This is a genomic window from Pseudomonas sp. GQ91 (assembly GCF_059758795.1).
The window spans coordinates 72,698-89,902 of sequence record NZ_JCAXED010000011.1; the positions used below are offsets into that span (position 1 = coordinate 72,698).

13 protein-coding genes and 1 pseudogene are annotated in these 17,205 nt (G+C 60.9%); 11 read left to right on the top strand and 3 right to left on the bottom strand.

Features of this window, described 5'->3' with window-relative positions; translation table 11 throughout:
• Positions 1–20 precede the first annotated feature (20 nt).
• The gene (locus tag AC6CIA_RS17565; protein ID WP_498313764.1) at positions 21–977 is read right to left on the bottom strand and encodes a glucokinase; all 957 of its coding nucleotides are present in this window, start codon (positions 975–977) and stop codon (positions 21–23) included.
• Positions 974–2,800, bottom strand: a complete 1,827-nt coding sequence (gene edd / locus AC6CIA_RS17570) for a phosphogluconate dehydratase (RefSeq protein ID WP_339530641.1) — start codon at positions 2,798–2,800, stop codon at positions 974–976. The genes AC6CIA_RS17565 and edd overlap by 4 nt, the downstream gene beginning before the upstream one ends.
• A gap of 221 nt (positions 2,801–3,021) precedes the next feature.
• Between edd and gap the strand changes: the two genes are divergently transcribed.
• The 8 genes and pseudogenes from gap to AC6CIA_RS17610 all read left to right on the top strand — a co-directional run bounded on the left by gap (position 3,022) and on the right by AC6CIA_RS17610 (position 12,688).
• The gene (gene gap, locus AC6CIA_RS17575; protein ID WP_084380478.1) at positions 3,022–4,023 is read left to right on the top strand and encodes a type I glyceraldehyde-3-phosphate dehydrogenase; all 1,002 of its coding nucleotides are present in this window, start codon (positions 3,022–3,024) and stop codon (positions 4,021–4,023) included.
• Between the two features lie 816 nt (positions 4,024–4,839).
• Positions 4,840–5,358: an RNA polymerase sigma factor gene (locus AC6CIA_RS17580; protein ID WP_498313767.1), complete on the top strand. Its 519-nt coding sequence runs from the start codon at positions 4,840–4,842 to the stop codon at positions 5,356–5,358.
• Positions 5,359–5,439: 81 nt separating this feature from the next.
• Positions 5,440–6,408, top strand: coding sequence for a FecR family protein (locus AC6CIA_RS17585; RefSeq protein ID WP_498313769.1), 969 nt, complete (start codon positions 5,440–5,442; stop codon positions 6,406–6,408).
• Positions 6,409–6,525: 117 nt separating this feature from the next.
• Positions 6,526–9,105 carry a TonB-dependent receptor gene (locus AC6CIA_RS17590; RefSeq protein WP_498313770.1) on the top strand — a complete coding sequence of 860 codons (2,580 nt, stop codon included), beginning with the start codon at positions 6,526–6,528 and terminating at the stop codon, positions 9,103–9,105.
• A 141-nt stretch (positions 9,106–9,246) separates the two neighbouring features.
• Positions 9,247–9,855 carry a biliverdin-producing heme oxygenase gene (locus AC6CIA_RS17595; protein ID WP_498313772.1) on the top strand — a complete coding sequence of 203 codons (609 nt, stop codon included), beginning with the start codon at positions 9,247–9,249 and terminating at the stop codon, positions 9,853–9,855.
• Between the two features lie 151 nt (positions 9,856–10,006).
• Entirely contained in the window at positions 10,007–10,411 is a 405-nt protein-coding gene (locus tag AC6CIA_RS17600; RefSeq protein ID WP_498313774.1) for a YbaN family protein, read from the top strand.
• A gap of 411 nt (positions 10,412–10,822) precedes the next feature.
• Positions 10,823–11,830: pseudogene (locus AC6CIA_RS17605) on the top strand (methyl-accepting chemotaxis protein); the annotation flags it as partial.
• Between the two features lie 102 nt (positions 11,831–11,932).
• A complete protein-coding gene (locus AC6CIA_RS17610; protein ID WP_498313942.1) occupies positions 11,933–12,688 on the top strand; it encodes a methyl-accepting chemotaxis protein in 756 nt (251 codons plus the stop codon).
• Between the two features lie 73 nt (positions 12,689–12,761).
• Here the strand turns inward: AC6CIA_RS17610 and AC6CIA_RS17615 are convergent, their stop codons facing one another.
• Positions 12,762–13,325, bottom strand: a complete 564-nt coding sequence (locus AC6CIA_RS17615) for an NAD(P)H nitroreductase (protein WP_498313776.1) — start codon at positions 13,323–13,325, stop codon at positions 12,762–12,764.
• A 146-nt stretch (positions 13,326–13,471) separates the two neighbouring features.
• Here AC6CIA_RS17615 and AC6CIA_RS17620 point away from each other — a divergent pair, with 146 nt between their 5' ends.
• From AC6CIA_RS17620 to AC6CIA_RS17630, 3 genes are read left to right on the top strand one after another with little or no spacing between them, the layout of a single operon-like run.
• Positions 13,472–14,902 (top strand): di-heme oxidoreductase family protein, encoded by a 1,431-nt coding sequence (locus AC6CIA_RS17620; RefSeq protein ID WP_498313778.1) that lies wholly within the window; start codon positions 13,472–13,474, stop codon positions 14,900–14,902.
• A gap of 31 nt (positions 14,903–14,933) precedes the next feature.
• Entirely contained in the window at positions 14,934–15,998 is a 1,065-nt protein-coding gene (locus tag AC6CIA_RS17625; RefSeq protein ID WP_498313780.1) for an imelysin family protein, read from the top strand.
• A gap of 2 nt (positions 15,999–16,000) precedes the next feature.
• A complete protein-coding gene (locus AC6CIA_RS17630; RefSeq protein WP_498313944.1) occupies positions 16,001–17,098 on the top strand; it encodes a DUF1513 domain-containing protein in 1,098 nt (365 codons plus the stop codon).
• Positions 17,099–17,205: the final 107 nt, after the last annotated feature.

Sequence of the window (17,205 nt, forward strand, 5' to 3'; positions counted from 1 at the left end):
ATTGTTATGGGTGGAGCCGGTCAGGCAAACGCTTGCTCCAACGCCACTCCCGCCCCGGTCAAGCCGGAATACGGTGCGGTCACCAACCACACCGGGATGCCCTTGAAGTAGTCGCTCATGCAGCCTTTGTCGCCAAAACTCTGGGTAAAACCGCTGCTGACAAAGAAGTCGGCAAACCGCGGAATCACCCCACCGACGATGTACACACCGCCACGTCCTCCGGTGGTCAGCACATTGTTGCCCGCCACGCGGCCCAGCCAAATGCTGAACTGGTCCAGGACTTCCATGGCCACCGGATCGCCCGCCAGCCCCGCGGCCGTAATGGCTTCGGGGGTGTCCAATAACGGTACATGCCCGTCAACCGCGCAAATGGCCCGGTAAAGACGCGGCAAACCGCCACCGCTCAATACCGTTTCAGCGCTGACATGCCCGATTTCGCTGTAGATGTGCTGCCACAACTGGGTTTCCCGTGGACTGCTCAGAGGCAGGTCGACATGGCCACCCTCGCCCGGCAAGGCGGCCCAACGGCCGGCGCCCAGGTCCAACAGGGTGCCGACCCCCAAGCCGGTGCCCGGTCCGATCACGACCGCCGGGCGCAACGGCTCCGGGGTGCCTTCGCAGACCACGCGAAACTCATCGGGCTGCAAGCGTGTCATGCCCAGCGCCATGGCCGAGAAATCATTGACCAGCAACAACTCCTCGACCTGCAAGGTTTGGCAAAAGGCAGTTTTGCTCAAGCGCCAGTGGTTATTGGTGAATCTGAATTCGTCACCGCTCACCGGCCCGGCCACCGAGAGGCATACCGCGCCGATGGCGCCGATCTCCAAGCCCTGCTCCTTGAGATAGACCTTGATGGCCTCCTCGGGGCTTTCATGGTCCGCCGTGGACTGCACCCGGATCGAGTGCAATTGCTGATCCCGCCACAACGCAAAACGGGCGTTGGTACCGCCGATGTCACCAACCAGCGCAAGCTTCACTTAAGTGTCTCCAGGGCAGAGGTAAAGGCGCTGGCGCCCTGCTCTGCGGAGCTTGCGGCCAGGCGCATAAACGCAAACAACTCGCGACCAGCCCCCAGGTTATTGCCCAGGAGGCCCGAGGCAGGCGTGCGCGCTGCAAATTCTTCGGCGTCCACCTTAATCTCCAAGGTGCCTTTGACGCCATCCACACGAATGATATCGCCATCCTTGACCCGCGCCAGCGCACCGCCGCTCTGCGCTTCGGGGTTGACATGAATCGCGGCGGGGATCTTACCCGAGGCGCCGGACATACGCCCGTCTGTCACCAGCGCCACCTTGAAGCCACGGTCCTGCAACACGCCAAGGAACGGCGTCATCTTGTGCAGCTCCGGCATGCCATTGGAGCGCGGGCCCTGGAAGCGCATCACGGCGACGAAGTCTTTTTCCAATTGACCCGCCTTGAAGGCATCGGCCAAATCCTGCTGGTCCTGGAACACCACCGCCGGCGCTTCGACGATCTGGTGTTCAAGCGCCACGGCGGACACTTTCATCACGCCACGGCCGAGGTTGCCTTCCATCACGCGCAAGCCGCCTTCCGGGGAGAAGGCACGGGCTACCGGGCGCAGAATGCTTTCGTCGAGGCTATCAACCGGGCCATCGCGCCAGACCAGTTCACCGTCCACCAGGAAAGGTTCCTGGGTGTAGCGGCTCAAGCCGTGGCCGGCGACGGTGTTGACGTCTTCGTGCAGCAAGCCGGCGCCGAGCAGTTCACGGATCAAAAATGACATACCACCCGCAGCCTGGAAGTGGTTGATGTCGGCTTTGCCATTCGGATAGACGTGGGACAGGGTCGGGACCACTTCGGAGAGGTCGGCCATGTCTTGCCAGGTCAGGATGATGCCCGCCGACATGGCGATGGCCGGCATGTGCAAGGTGTGGTTGGTGGAACCGCCGGTGGCGTTGAGGGCGACGATGGAGTTGACCAGGGATTTTTCGTCGACGATCTCGCCAATCGGCATGAACGCGCCGTTTTGCTTGGTCAGGCGCGTGACCTGATGCGCCGCCTCACGGGTCAACGCATCGCGCAGCGGCGTGTACGGGTTGACGAAAGACGCGCCCGGCAAGTGCAGGCCCATGACTTCCATCAGCAACTGGTTGGTGTTGGCGGTGCCGTAGAAAGTGCAGGTGCCGGGGCTATGGTAGGACTTCATCTCCGATTCCAGCAGCTCTTCGCGCGTGGCCTTGCCTTCGGCGTAGCGCTGGCGCACGTCGGCCTTCTGCTTGTTGGAAATGCCCGAGGGCATCGGCCCGCCCGGGACGAAAATCATCGGCAGATGGCCATAACGCAGGGCGCCCATCATCAGGCCGGGGACGATCTTGTCGCAGATCCCCAGCATCAGCGCGGCGTCGAACATGTTGTGGGATAGCGCTACCGCCGTGGACATCGCAATCACTTCGCGACTCAGCAGACTCAACTCCATGCCGGGCTCGCCCTGGGTCACGCCGTCGCACATGGCTGGGGTGCCGCCCGCAAACTGACCGACCGAACCGATCTCGCGCAGGGCCTTTTTGATTTGCTCGGGGAAATGTTCGTAGGGTTGGTGCGCCGAGAGCATGTCGTTATATGACGAAACAATTGCCACGTTGGCAGCGTTCATCATGCGCAGGCTGTTCTTGTCTTCGGTGCCGCAACCGGCCACGCCATGGGCGAAGTTGGCGCATTGCAGCTTGCCGCGCATCGGACCGTCGCTGGCAGCGCCACGAATCAGCGCAAGGTAAGCCTCACGGGTTGCACGGCTGCGGGCGACTAAGCGTTCGGTGACCTCAAGTACGCGGGGATGCATGTGTAGAACTCCAGGCTAACGGATGTGGCGACCTGAGTGTCTATGCTGATCAAAAGCCCGCCGCAAAGAGGTTGGCGGACAGTTACTTGATCAATCGGACCAGTTGATTCAGGTCACTCGTTGTAGATTGAACAAAATATTGCCACTAAAAAGGCTTGTTTTCTATTTTTATGCGAATAATCTTGTAATTCTTACAACAAATCGACGACAGGCGCTTTCAAATGACTCTTCGAATTGCAATCAATGGTTTTGGCCGCATCGGCCGCAACGTCCTGCGCGCACTTTATACCCAAGGTTACCGCCAGGATTTGCAGATCGTCGCCATCAACGATCTGGGCGACAGTTCAATCAATGCCCACCTGCTCAAATACGACACCGTCCACGGCACGTTCGATGCCGAGGTCGCCCACGATCAGGAAAGCCTGACCGTCAATGGTGACCGGATTGCGGTCAGTGCCATTCGCAACCCGGCCGACCTGCCTTGGGCCGCGGAAAAAATCGACGTGGTGTTTGAATGCACCGGTCTGTTCACTGACCGCGCCAAGGCCGCTGCCCATATCAGCGCCGGCGCCCGCAAGGTCATCATTTCGGCACCGGCAAAAGGCGCGGACGCCACCGTGGTGTATGGCGTGAACCATGACATTCTGCGCCAATCCCACCAGATCATCTCCAACGCTTCGTGCACCACCAACTGCCTGGCCCCGGTCGCGCAGGTGCTGCACCGCGAATTGGGCATCGAAAGCGGCCTGATGACCACGATTCATGCCTACACCAATGACCAGAATCTGACCGACGTTTACCACACGGACCCGTACCGTGCGCGTTCCGCTACCCAGAATATGATCCCGAGCAAGACCGGTGCCGCCGAAGCCGTGGGCCTGGTGTTGCCGGAATTGGCGGGCAAGCTGACGGGTATGGCCGTGCGTGTGCCGGTGATCAACGTGTCGTTGGTGGATCTGACCGTGCAGCTCAAGCGCGAGGCCAGTGCGGATGAGGTTAATGCCTTGCTCAAGGAGGCCAGCCAGCATTCGAAGATTCTCGGCTACAACACCCTGCCGCTGGTTTCCAGCGATTTCAACCATAACCCGTTGTCGTCGATTTTTGATGCCAATCACACTAAGTCCAGTGGCAAGCTGTTGAAGGTTCTGGCTTGGTATGACAACGAGTGGGGGTTCTCCAATCGCATGCTGGATAACTGTCTGGCGTTGTGTAACGCCGAATAAGTAGGGCTTGGTTGTCTGGTTGCCTGTGGGTTGTGGGTTGGGTTGGGTTGGGTTGGGTTGGGTTGGGGTACATATCCGTTTTTTGGGTACGGCCACTATTGGTTTCGCTTTTACAGCGAGTCACTTTGGAAAAGCCCCAAAGTAACCAAAAGGCTCTTGCCCCACCACTCGGTGCCTCGCCTAGGCTCGGCATGCCCGTAGTCCGACATTGATTCGGGGGGCCGCCGCGACGGGCCATCCATGGCCCAACGCGGCTATCCCGGCATCCATGCCGGGATGCCCCCCGAATCAATATCGGACTACGGCCAGCGTGGTTTAACGGGGCGCCAAGATCAAAATCAAAAACAGAGCGAGGCGGCCTAGTAGCCGACCTGATCTCTGAAGCGTACGCGGCGTTGCTTCTACATCCTTATTCGCTGACGAAGTCAGCGGTCTGTTGATCTGCTCTGGCTCTGGCTTTTGATCTTGATCTTAGGCGCCCCGTTAACCACGCTGGCCGAACGCAGGCATTGCGCAGTGGGTATCCCGGCATGGATGCCGGGATAGCCGCGTTGGGCCATGGATGGCCCGTCGCGGCGGCCCACGGAGCAATGCCGGAGAGAGGGCACACCGAGCCTGAGCGAGGTGCCGAGTGGTGGGGCAAGAGCCCTTTGGTTACTTTGGGGCTTTTCCAAAGTGACTCGCTGTAAGAGCGAAACCATAAGAAGCCGTTACCGCAGCAACGGATATGTCCCCAACCCAACCCCCACCCAACCCCCTTGCCATTTTCGATGATGATAAGCATTATCATTAACTACCAATCGCTCTGGTATCACTGTGAGCCAATCTCGCTTCAATCACGTCTTCCTGACCCAACGGGTGATTCTGCTGCGCACCTTGCAGCGAATGGTGAATAACCCCAGCACCGCCGAGGACCTGTTGCAGGAAACTTATCTGCGTGTCACCCGGGCCCTCGGTGAACGACGGATTGACCACCTCGAACCTTTCGTTTTCCAGACGGCACGCAACCTGGCACTGGATCATCTGCGCTCGCGCAGGATTCAATCCCGTACATTGCAGGAGGATGTCCCGATGGACGTCCTGCAAAACGTCGCCTCCCCCGACAGCACTCCGGAAGACGCAACCCACGCCGAACAATTGCTGGAACACCTGAGCATCAGCCTTGGGCAGTTGAGCCCCCGCCAACAGCGCATATTCATCCTCAGTCGCTTGCATGGCTGCAGCTATCAAGAGATCGCCGACCAGCTCGAGGTGTCCCTGAGCACCGTGCAAAAGGAACTGAAACTGATCATGGCAATCTGTGTGGGTGTGGCTGAACGACTCGATCCCCCTTAAGCTTTGTCAGGGCAAACCGACAAAAATGTCGCAAACCTTGTAAGACCTCGAATAAAACGTGGCGAAGACCCGAGGAACACCGTGACGGATCCGAAAAAACTGCTCCCCCATGAGCTTGCTCATGAGGTGTTGCAAGATACGGCCATGGACCAAGCCCTCGACTGGCTGGTCGCCCTGCAATGCCCGGCGCCCGGGCAGCAAGCCGAGTTCCAGGCCTGGCTGGCCGCCGATCCGGCCCACGCCCAAGCCTTCGCCAAAGCCCAGGCCGCCTGGAGCGGAGCGCCCGTCCATAGTGCCGCCGTGGCCCTCAATGCGCCCCGCAGGCCCAGCGCGTGGAGTCGGGTAAAACCCCACTGGAAACCCCTGGCTACCGCTGCGGTGTTGTTGCTCGGGCTGTTCAGTTTCAGCAACGTGCCGGTGCGCCTGCAGGCAGATCACTTGACCGTGGTTGGCGAACGTCAGCGTGTGCAGCTCGATGACGGTTCCAAGGTGTTGCTCAATACCAACTCGGCGTTCTCCAGCACCCTCAATAATCATCAACGCATTGCGCGGCTGTATCAGGGAGAGGCGTTTTTCGAAATCGCCGCCAACCATGGCCTGCCGTTGCAAATCGAGGCTGGCCCGGTGCGCGCCAGCGTCAGCGACACCGCCTTCGCCGTGCGTTACCTCAACGGTGAAGCCCAGGTCCAGGTGCAACGCGGCGATGTCGACCTGAGTACCACTTCCGGCAACAACCGGGTGCGCCTGAGCGCGGGTGAAAGCATCCGCGTCGGACCCAATGGCTTTGGCCCGCCGGCCCGGCTCGACGTCTCCAAGGATCTGGCTTGGGTCAAGGGCCGCCTGATCTTTGAAAACTGCCCGATGAGCGAAGTGCTGGCGGAACTGCGGCGTTACTACCCTGGCTGGATCGTCAACACCAATGAACGGCTGGCCAGCGTCGCCGTGACCGGCAATTACCGCCTGGACCAACCACTGGACGTGGTGCGTTCCCTCGCCCACATCACCTCGGCCAAACTCTCGGAATTCCCGGCGCTGGTCATTCTCAATTGAGAATAATTATTTTTACTCGATAGTGAGCGCTGGTACGTCTCGTCTTAGCCAATGCAACTGATTCGCATTTGAATCGGTTTCGCAACTATAAGATTCGTACCTTCCGGAGCGCTTTCGATGTCGTCTCGTTTCAACCGCCGGTCCTCCTCCCCCGCTCGTCAGCAAGGTCTTTGCCTGCTGACCGCCGCCATCCTGCTCGCGGGCAGCCCGGTGATGACAGCCGTCGCCGCCGAGTCCGCTTCGCGCAGCCACGCCAATTACACCTTCAGCATCGAGCAGCAGTCGTTGGTATCGGCATTGAACGCCTTTACCACCGTGACCGGCTGGCAAGTCGGCCTGCCGGCTGAGCTGGGCGAAGGCATTTCCTCTCCCGGCGCGCGCGGTTCGCTGACCGCGGAAAAGGCCCTGGAGCGGTTGTTGGTGGGGACCAACCTGAGCTACCGCAAGCTGGGCAATAACAACATCGTCCTGGAAAAACGCGCGGCGGGCAGCGCCATCACGCTGCAACAAGTCACCATCAGCGCCACCCGCCAGGCGCAGGACGTGAGCAGCGTCCCCAACACGGTCAGCGTGCATGCGCGCGAGGAGCTGGATCGCCAGAACGTCAACACTATCCGTGAGCTGGTGCGCTACGAGCCGGGTGTTTCGGTCGGTGGGGCCGGCACCCGCTCGAGCAATTCCGGCTACAACATTCGCGGCATTGATGGCGACCGCATCCTGACCCAGGTGGACGGTGTCGAAGTACCGAACAACTTCTTCAACGGCCCCTACGCCAAGACACGCCGCAACTACGTCGACCCGGAAATCGTCAAGCGTGTGGAAATCCTCCGCGGCCCGGCTTCGGCCCTGTACGGCAGCAGCGCCATCGGTGGCGCGGTGAGCTATTTCACCCTTGATCCAGACGACATCATCAAGCCTGGCCAGGACTACGGCGCACGCCTGAAAACCGGCTACAGCTCCGCCGACGAAAGCTGGCTGACCTCAGGCACCGTGGCCGGCCGCGTGCAGGACTTCGACGGTTTGTTGCACCTGAGCCAGCGCAACGGTCATGAAACCGAATCCTACGATGGCAACAATGCCACCGGCCTGGCCCGTACCGCCGCCAACCCGGAGGACGCCCGAACCAGCAACGTACTGGCCAAGTTGGGCTGGAATTACGGCGATGAGAACCGTCTGGGCCTGACGTATGAGAAGTACAAGGACGATCGCGACATCAATATGAAGAATGCGGTCGGTGGCCCGTTTGTCGGCGGTCAAGGCTTCAACCTCTACCGAGACCGGCGAGGGAACGACACCATCACCCGCGAGCGCTTCGGCATCGAAAACCGCTTCGCGCTCGATTCGCCGATTGCCGATCACATCAAGACCAGCCTCAATTACCAGATCGCCAAGACCGATCAGGCCACCGCCGAAATCTACCAGGCAGGCCGTCGCGTACTGCGTACCCGCGACACGCTTTACGAAGAAAAACAGTGGGTCTTCGATGCGCAATTGGACAAGGCCTTCGCCATGGGCGAAACCGATCACGTGGTGACCTACGGCACCACGCTCAAACAGCAGAAAGTCACCGGATCCCGTGAAGGCGCCGCCACATGCCTGGCCGTAGGCGCCGGCTGCACGGCGATCGGCGCCCCCAGCCCGTCGGCCGGAGACAGCGTGAAAAAAGCCAGTGACTTCCCCGACCCGACCATCAACAGCTACGCGCTGTTCGTGCAGGATCAGATCAGTTGGAATGACTGGACCTTCCTGCCGAGCCTGCGCTACGACTACATCCACCTCAAACCCAAGCTGACCGAAGAATTCCTCAACACCGTCGATCCTCAGCGGCAATATGACCACAGCAACAAGGAAAAAAACTGGCACCGCGTCACCCCCAAATTCGGCCTGACCTACGCGCTGACCGAGCAGTACACCTGGTTTGGCCAGTACGCCGAAGGCTTCCGCACGCCATCGGCCAAAGCGCTGTTCGGACGCTTTGAAAACAGTCAGCAAGGCTACATCGTCGAGCCCAACCCCAACCTCAAGCCGGAAACCAGCAAGGGCATCGAAACCGGCATTCGCGGCAACTTCGACTCAGGCTCGTTTGAAGTGGCGGTGTTCTACAACAAGTTCCGCGATTTCATTGATGAAGACGCCGCTGTCGCCGGCGGCGAATTAGCGGCCTTCCAGGCGAAAAACATCAAGCGCGCGACCACCAAGGGGATTGAGCTCAAAGGTCGCATGAATCTGGATGCGGCAGGTGCGCCGCAAGGCCTGTATACCCAGGGTGCGATTGGCTACACCTACGGCCGTAACGACGACTCCGGCGAGCCGCTGAACAGCGTCAACCCGCTCAAGGGCGTATTTGGCCTGGGTTATGACCAGGACCGCTACGGCGCGCTGGTCAGTTGGACGCTGGTCAAGAAACAGAATCGCGTCGACCGCAATACCTTCTTTTCTCCAGACGGCAACACCGCCAACGGACCGTTCAAGACCCCGGGCTTCGGCATCGTCGACCTGACCGGTTTCTACAAAGTCACCGACGACCTGACCGTCAACGGCGGCCTGTACAACCTGACCGACAAGAAATACTGGAACTGGGATGACGTACGCAGCTACGACGGTGTCGGCGAAGCGGGTGTGACTTCCCCCGCCAGCCTGGACCGCCTGACCCAGCCAGGTCGCAACGTCGCGATCAACCTGATCTGGGACATCTGATCCCTGCCAGCTCATCCGCCCGTTTTATCACGGGTGGGGTGAGGATTTTTTACTGTGCCGCGTCTTCTTGTTCGTCTAGTCATTACAGCACTGCCACGTTCAAGCGTCACATGGCGCTTGCTCTCTTTCCAAGGACACAACATGACAGTTTCCTCCACCGCAGAACGCCCAAGCCTGCGCTCCCAGCGCCTGAACCAGATCACTCACCAGCCCCACACCAAGCTCGACGCGCTGGTCAAGGCTCACGCGCCGTTTGAAACCCGCGCCAACTTTGCCCGTTTCGTGGTCGCGCAATACCTGTTCCAGTCGGAACTGGTGTCACTGTACAACGACGCCGAGCTGATCAAGATCATTCCGGATCTGCCCGAGCGTTGCCGCGCCGACGCCGCCAGGCTGGACCTGGCCGACCTCGAGAGCGAGGTTCCGGCACCGGTCGCCGGCGCCGTGAAAAACCCGAGCAAGGCCGAAGCCCTGGGCTGGCTGTTCGTCTCCGAAGGCTCCAAGTTGGGCGCGGCTTTCCTGATCAAACGTGCTGTCGGCCTGGGCCTGGGCGAGACCTTCGGGGCCCGTCACCTGGGCGAACCGGCTGGCGGTCGTGCCGAAGGCTGGAAGCGCTTCACCCGCACCCTTGACGGCCTGGAGTTCAGCCCCGAAGAAGAAGCCGATGTGGAAAAAGGCGCGATTGAGGCGTTTGAGCGCTTCACCGTGCTGCTGGAACAGGCGTACGCTACGACCCCTGAACTGGCCTGAGCTTGAAGTCATAAATTAACCCGTAGATACCGCCTTGAACGTGGCCGGGCAAGCTCACCTTGTGCTCAGGTCAAACTGACGCTTGCTCGGCGAGATTCAACACGCTATCTATCCAAGTTTGTTTCACCCTTTAATCACGCAAGCCTCTTTCATGACCGGCAAACCTCAATCCTCCTCCAAGATCGCCCGAATCCTGTTCGGCTTGCTGGCCTATGTCAGCCTGGGGATAGGTTTGATCGCCATTGTCGTGCCGGGCCTGCCCACCACCGAATTCATCCTGCTGGCCGCCTGGGCCGCCACCAAAAGCTCGCCACGCCTCAGCGCCTGGCTGGAAAACCATCGACTGTTCGGCCCCATCCTCTTCAACTGGCGCAATGGCAAGATCATCGGCCGCCGGGCCAAGGTCAGCGCCACCGCGAGCATGCTGCTGTGCGCGGTGTTGATGCTGGTGATGCTGGATCACGGCTGGCCGATCTACCTGGCGATTGTCGGGATGAGCCTGGGCAATCTGTGGATCTGGTCACGGCCGGAACGCCAGGTGCAAACGCCGCTGTAGCCCGCGACCACTCATCACCTGCCACTCATGAATTACCCGCCGATGCCGATGTTCGGGACATAACGCTGAATGGACTTGGCCTTTAGAGTTATCCCCTGACTCTGCTTGCCTACCAATAAGTTAAACGCGAGTAATGCCATGTTCGACGCCCTGTCCATACGCTTGAAAATCGTCATGCTGTCCGGCCTCTGCCTGCTGGGTGTGATAGTGCTGATCGTCAGCCTGAACATGTACCAGACCAACCAGAGCGAGCAACTGATCAGCACCTCAAGCTCGCGCATGCTGACCGCCAGCGTCGAGAACCTGCTGCAAGCCAAGGCCGCCGAGCAGGCGGTCCAGCTGCAGAAAACCTTCGGTGAGAACCTGTTGGTCGTGACAGCCCTTGCGGACCAGGTCATGGACTTGCGCACCATGGCGAGCAAGCGCTCGCTGGAAGCCGCGACCCTGCGCGAAGAACTCAACCAGCGCATCAAGACTGCTTTCGAACGTAACACCAAAGTGCTCGGCATCTGGCTGTCCTTCGAGCCGAATGCCCTGGACGGCAAGGACAGCGAATTTATCGACGACACGCTGCGCGCCTCCAACGAAGCCGGACGCTTTTCCAGCTATTGGAGCCGTGCCGGCGGTGAAGGCTTGAACACCGTGATGGTGGAAGAGGACCTGACCAAGACCACCCTCAACCTCAGCGGTACGCCCTACAACATCTGGTACACCTGCCCACGTGATACGCGGCGCACATGCTTGCTGGATCCCTATGCCGACGAGATAGCCGGCAAGTCGGTATTGATGACCACCATCTCCCTGCCGTTGCTCGCCGACGGCAAAGTGATCGGGGTAGTGGGCGTCGATATCGCCCTGGATGTCCTGCAAGCGGCGGCCGACAGCGCCCAGCGTGAATTGTTCGACGGCGCCGGACACTTGCTGATGGTGGCCGGCAGCGGATTGCTGGCGGGTTATAGCGGCGAGGCGGACAAGGTCGGTAAGAACATCGGCGAGGTGCTCGGCGTCGGTGGCAAGGAAATCGTGCAATTGCTCGCCAGTGACAGCCGCAAACTGCTTGATCAAGGCGAAGTGATTCGCGCCGTGTATCCGGTCAAGCCGATTGCCGACGCCAAGTCCTGGGGCGTCGTGATCGACTTGTCCAAGCAAGTGCTGCTGGCGGATTCGTTAAAGCTGCAAGCGGTACTCGACGACACCCATGCCAGGGGGACACTCACCGCGTTGTTGGTCGGTGCCGCCGCCGGGTTGCTGGGCCTGCTGTTGATTTGGCTGGCCGCCACCGGCGTCACCCGTCCGATCAACAGCGTCGCCGCCATGCTCAAGGATATTGCCAGCGGCGACGGCGACCTCACTCAACGCCTGGCCTACGCCAAGAAAGACGAATTGGGCGAGTTGGTGAGTTGGTTCAATCGCTTCCTCGACAAGCTGCAACCGACCATCGCGCAAATCAAGCAGAGCATCACCGAAGCCCGTGGTACTGCCGATCAATCCTCGGAAATTGCCCGGCAGACCAGCGAAGGCATGCAAGTGCAGTTCCGTGAGATTGATCAGGTGGCCACCGCGTCCAACGAAATGAGCGCGACCGCTCACGAGGTTGCCAACAGCGCGTCAAGCGCCGCCAGCGCCGCCCGTGGTGCCGACCAATCGGCGCGCGAAGGCATGTCGATCATCGAGCGCAGCACCCGCGATATCACCACCCTGGCCGAGGAAGTCAGCAAAGCGGTGACGGAAGTCGAAGCCTTGGCGGTCAATAGCGAGCAAATCGGTTCGGTGCTGGAAGTGATCCGCAGCATCGCCGAGCAGACCAACCTGCTGGCGTTGAACGCCGCGATCGAGGCCGCGCGTGCCGGGGAAAGCGGGCGCGGGTTTGCGGTGGTCGCGGACGAGGTGCGCAACCTGGCCAAACGCACTCAGGATTCAGTCGAGGAAATTCGCCTGGTGATCGAACGCATCCAGAGCGGTACCCGTGGGGTGGTCGCGACCATGCACTCGAGCCAGAATCAGGCACAGAGCAATGCCGGGCAGATTCATCAGGCCGCACAGGCGCTGGGCAAGATCAGCGACGCCGTGACCGTGATCAGCGACATGAACCTGCAAATCGCCAGCGCCGCCGAACAACAGAGCGCCGTGGCCGAAGAGGTCAACCGCAACGTCTCGGCGATCCGCAGCGTGACCGAAACCCTGACCGGCCAGGCCACGGAATCGGCGGCCATCAGCAGCCAGCTCAATGCGTTGGCCAATCAGCAGATGAAACTGATGGATCAGTTTCGGGTGTAACTCACCCGAGCAAGGGCAAACCTGACCCAAGTATCCCGTAGGGGCCTTGCCGGTAGCGCATCAACACCCGCCTTTAATGAGGAGGCCAGGCGCTGACAAAGGCTGTCAGGTCTTCTTTCGGCGCGGTGCGTGGCGGGTTTTGCGGGGTGCCCAGGTACAGGAAGCCGATCACTTCTTCGCCTGCATTCAAGCCCAGGCCTTGAGCGACGTGGGGCGAATAGGACAGTTCCCCCGTGCGCCACACCGCACCAATCCCCTGGGCATACGCCGCCAGCAAAATAGCGTGCGCCGCACACGCCGCCGCCAGTCGTTGCTCGGATTTCGGCACCTTGAAATGCTCCTGCAGACGGGCAATCACCACCACCACCAACGGCGCGCGCAAGGGGCCGTTCTGCGCCTTGTCGATCACCGCTTGCGGCGCCTCGGGGTCCTGCAGGCGGGCCGCTTCGGCGAGCAGTGTGCCCATCTGTTCGCGGGCCGCGCCTTCCACGGTCAGGAAGCGCCAAGGTCGCAGTTGACCGTGGTCTGGCGCACGCATGGCGGCGGCAAACAGCACTTCGCGCTGTTCAACGGTCGGTGCCGGTTCCAGCAGTCGCGGTACGGATACACGGTTAAGCAAAGCGTCGAGAGCCTGCATTGGCCACCTCCAGAAAAATGTGCCGCCATTCTAACGGGAATGAAACGGATGCAAGCAAACGATAATTGCTCTTATTCAATTCGCCCTGCCCTGTTAGACTTTGCCCCCGAATTTCATCCACCGCCGCTCGTTTTCCAGGATTATCGATGCCCCGTTTGCTGCTTCGCGTGTCTGCACTCTTGATGGCCGCGAGCCTGAGTGCCTGCGATGACGCTCCGCCTGCGGTTTTTACCCAGGCAGAGCCAGGTGAGGCGCGCTCGGGAGGCAGCGCGACGGTACGCAAGGCTGACCATAATGCCTTCTCGCTGCCCTCGGCCAACCTGACACCGACCCGGCGCCTGGACTTCAGCGTGGGCAACAGTTTTTTCCGCAATCCCTGGGTGATTGCACCGGCCACCACCACCGCAAGGGACGGCCTGGGGCCACTGTTCAACACCAATGCCTGCCAGAACTGCCATATCAAGGACGGCCGAGGTCATCCGCCCGCTCCCGACGCCAACAACGCCGTGTCGATGCTGGTGCGCTTGTCGATCCCGGACGCGCCGCCTTACGCCAAGCTCATCGAGCAGATTGGCGTCGTCCCCGAACCGGTCTATGGCGGACAGTTGCAGGACATGGCCGTGCCCGGCGTAGTCCCCGAAGGCAAGGTGCGCGTCGACTACACCCCGGTAAACGTCAGGTTCAAGGACGGTAGCGTGGTCGAACTGCGCAAGCCGACGCTGCACATCACCCAACTGGGCTACGGGCCCATGCACCCGGACACAGTTTTTTCCGCGCGTGTGGCGCCGCCGATGATTGGCCTCGGTTTGCTCGAAGCGATTGCCGACGCCGACATCCTGCAAAACGCCAGCAAGCAGCCGGATAAAAATGGCGTACTCGGACGTCCGAACTGGGTCTGGGACGATGCCCAACAGAAAACCGTCCTCGGCCGTTTCGGTTGGAAAGCCGGGCAACCGAACCTCAATCAACAGAACGTTCACGCGTTTTCCGGCGATATGGGCTTGACCACCGCGCTGCGACCTTTCGATGACTGCACCGACGCGCAAGTGGCCTGCAAGCAGGCGCCGAATGGCAATGGCGAGGATGGCGAGCAAGAGGTCAGTGAGAACATCCTGCGCCTGGTGCTGTTTTACAGCCGCAACCTCGCCGTACCGGCCCGCCGCGATGTGAATGCGCAACAGGTGCTGGCCGGCAAGAGCCTGTTCTATCAGGCCGGCTGCCAGTCGTGTCACACCCCGAGCTTCACCACCTCGAGCACCGCCGCTGAACCCGAGCTGGCCAATCAAGTGATCCGCCCCTACAGCGACTTGCTGTTGCACGATATGGGCGAAGGCCTGGCCGACAACCGTACCGAATTCAAGGCCGGTGGCCGCGACTGGCGCACTCCGCCGCTGTGGGGCATCGGTTTGACGCAAAACGTCAGTGGCCACACTCAGTTCCTGCATGACGGCCGCGCCCGTAACCTGCTCGAAGCCGTGCTGTGGCACGGCGGTGAAGCCCAGGCGGCGCAGCAACAGGTGCTGTCTTTCAACGCCGAACAGCGCGCCGCGTTGCTCGCGTTCCTGAATTCTCTATAAGCTTTGCCCCAATTATTGAAGGGAGCTCGACATGTTCCGTCCCAAGTTGTTGTTCACCAGCCTTGCCGCGCTCGCCCTCGGCGCCTGCTCGCCTCAGGACCCGCAAGCCGTCACCTCGGCCGCCATCGCCAAGCAAGTGATCCTGCCGACGTACAGCCGCTGGGTCGAAGCCGACCGGCAATTGGCGGTCAGCGCCCTGGCCTACTGCCAGGGCAAGGAAACACTGGAGACCGCGCGTGCCGATTTCCTGCATGCGCAAAAAGCCTGGGCCGAGTTGCAACCGCTGCTGATCGGTCCGCTGGCCGAGGGCAACCGTCCATGGCAGGTGCAGTTCTGGCCAGACAAGAAAAACCTGGTCGGGCGCCAGGTCGAGCAACTGGCCACCGCCCAGCCGCAGATCGATGCCGCCGCCCTGGCCAAAGCAAGCGTGGTCGTACAAGGCCTGTCGGCTTACGAGTACATCCTGTATGACGCCAAGCCCGACATCGCCGATGAGGCTCAGAAAGCCCGTTACTGCCCCTTGCTGATTGCCATCGGCGAACACCAGAAGCTGCTGGCAGAAGAAATCCTCGCAAACTGGAACAGCACCGACGGCATGCTGGCGCAGATGAGCAAGTTTCCTAATCAGCGCTACGCCGACTCCCACGAAGCCATCGCTGAACTGCTGCGTGTCCAGGTCACCGCCCTCGACACCCTGAAGAAAAAACTCGGCACGCCCATGGGTCGCCAGACCAAAGGCATCCCGCAGCCATTCCAGGCCGATGCGTGGCGCAGCCAGTCTTCCCTGCGCAGCCTGCACGCCAGCCTCGCGGCGGCCCAGACCGTGTGGGTCGGGGTCGACAACAAAGGCTTGCGCGGCCTGTTGCCGGCGGATCAAAAACCCCTGGCCGACAAGATCGATGCGGCCTACGCCAACTCGCTGAAGCTGTTAACCAGCAATCAGCGTTCCCTCGATGAGCTGCTGGCCGATGAAGCCGGGCGCCAGCAACTCGACGAGATCTACGCCAGTCTCAACGTCGTCCATCGCCTGCACGAAGGCGAACTGGCCAAGGCGCTCGGCATCCAACTCGGCTTTAATGCCAACGACGGTGACTGATGATGCTCAGGCGACAGGCTTTGGCCATCGGTAGCGTGCTGCTCAGTGCGGTCACCCTGGGTGGCTGGACGCTGTTCAAAAACAAAGGCAACAGCCCGCTGTTGCTTTCGGCACGGGATGACGCCGACGGCAAGCATTACGCCGTTGGTTATCGCCTGGACGGCACCCAGGTGTTTGCCACCCAGGTCGCTCAGCGCTGCCACGACATCATCAACCACCCCACGTTGCCCATCGCGCTGTTCGTCGCCCGTCGCCCCGGCACCGAAAGCTATCTGCTGGACCTGCGTGACGGTACGCTGCTGCAAACCGTTACCTCCCGGGCCAACCGACATTTCTACGGCCACGCGGTGATCCACAAAAACGGCGACTGGCTGTACGCCACGGAAAACGACACCACCGACCCCGGCCGCGGCCTGCTCGGCGTATATAAGTTCGAGGGTGAGCGGCTGGTCCACAGCGGTGAGCTCTCGACCCATGGCATCGGCCCGCACCAAGTGTCGTGGATGCCTGATGGTGAAACCCTGATCGTGGCCAACGGCGGGATTCGCACCGAAGCCGAAAGCCGGGTCGAGATGAACCTGGAAGCCATGGAACCGAGCCTGGTATTGATGCAGCGCGACGGTACGCTGTTGAGCAAGGAAACCCTGAGCCAACTAATGAACAGCGTGCGGCACATGGGGATTGCCAGCGACGGCACCATCCTCACCGGGCAGCAGTTCATGGGGCCGTCACAGGAGCGTTCCGAATTGTTGGCAATCAAGCGCCCAGGCCAACCCTTCGTGGCGTTTCCAGTGGCTGACGAGCAGTTGCGAGCCATGGGGCACTATACCGCCAGCGTCGCTGTGCACAGTGAGCTGCGCCTGGTGGCGTTGACCGCGCCACGGGGCAATCGGTTCTTTATCTGGGACATGGACAGCGGCGAGCTGCGCCTGGACGGACCGTTGCCGGACTGCGCCGGTGTCGGCGCGGTGGCGGATGGATTTGTCGTGACCTCGGGCCAGGGCCGCTGCCGTTTCTATGATTGCCGGCAGAAACAATTGGTAGCTAAACCCCTGGAGTTGCCCGCAGGGCTCTGGGACAACCATTTGCACCTGATCTGACGGCAAGTGCCGGCTTGCCGGCCCTTGTCCGGGTTTCCAACGGTCAGGATTGGCAGTTGGAAACCTCCCGGCACTCGGAGTAATGTGCCGTTTTGTTTGTCTTCGTC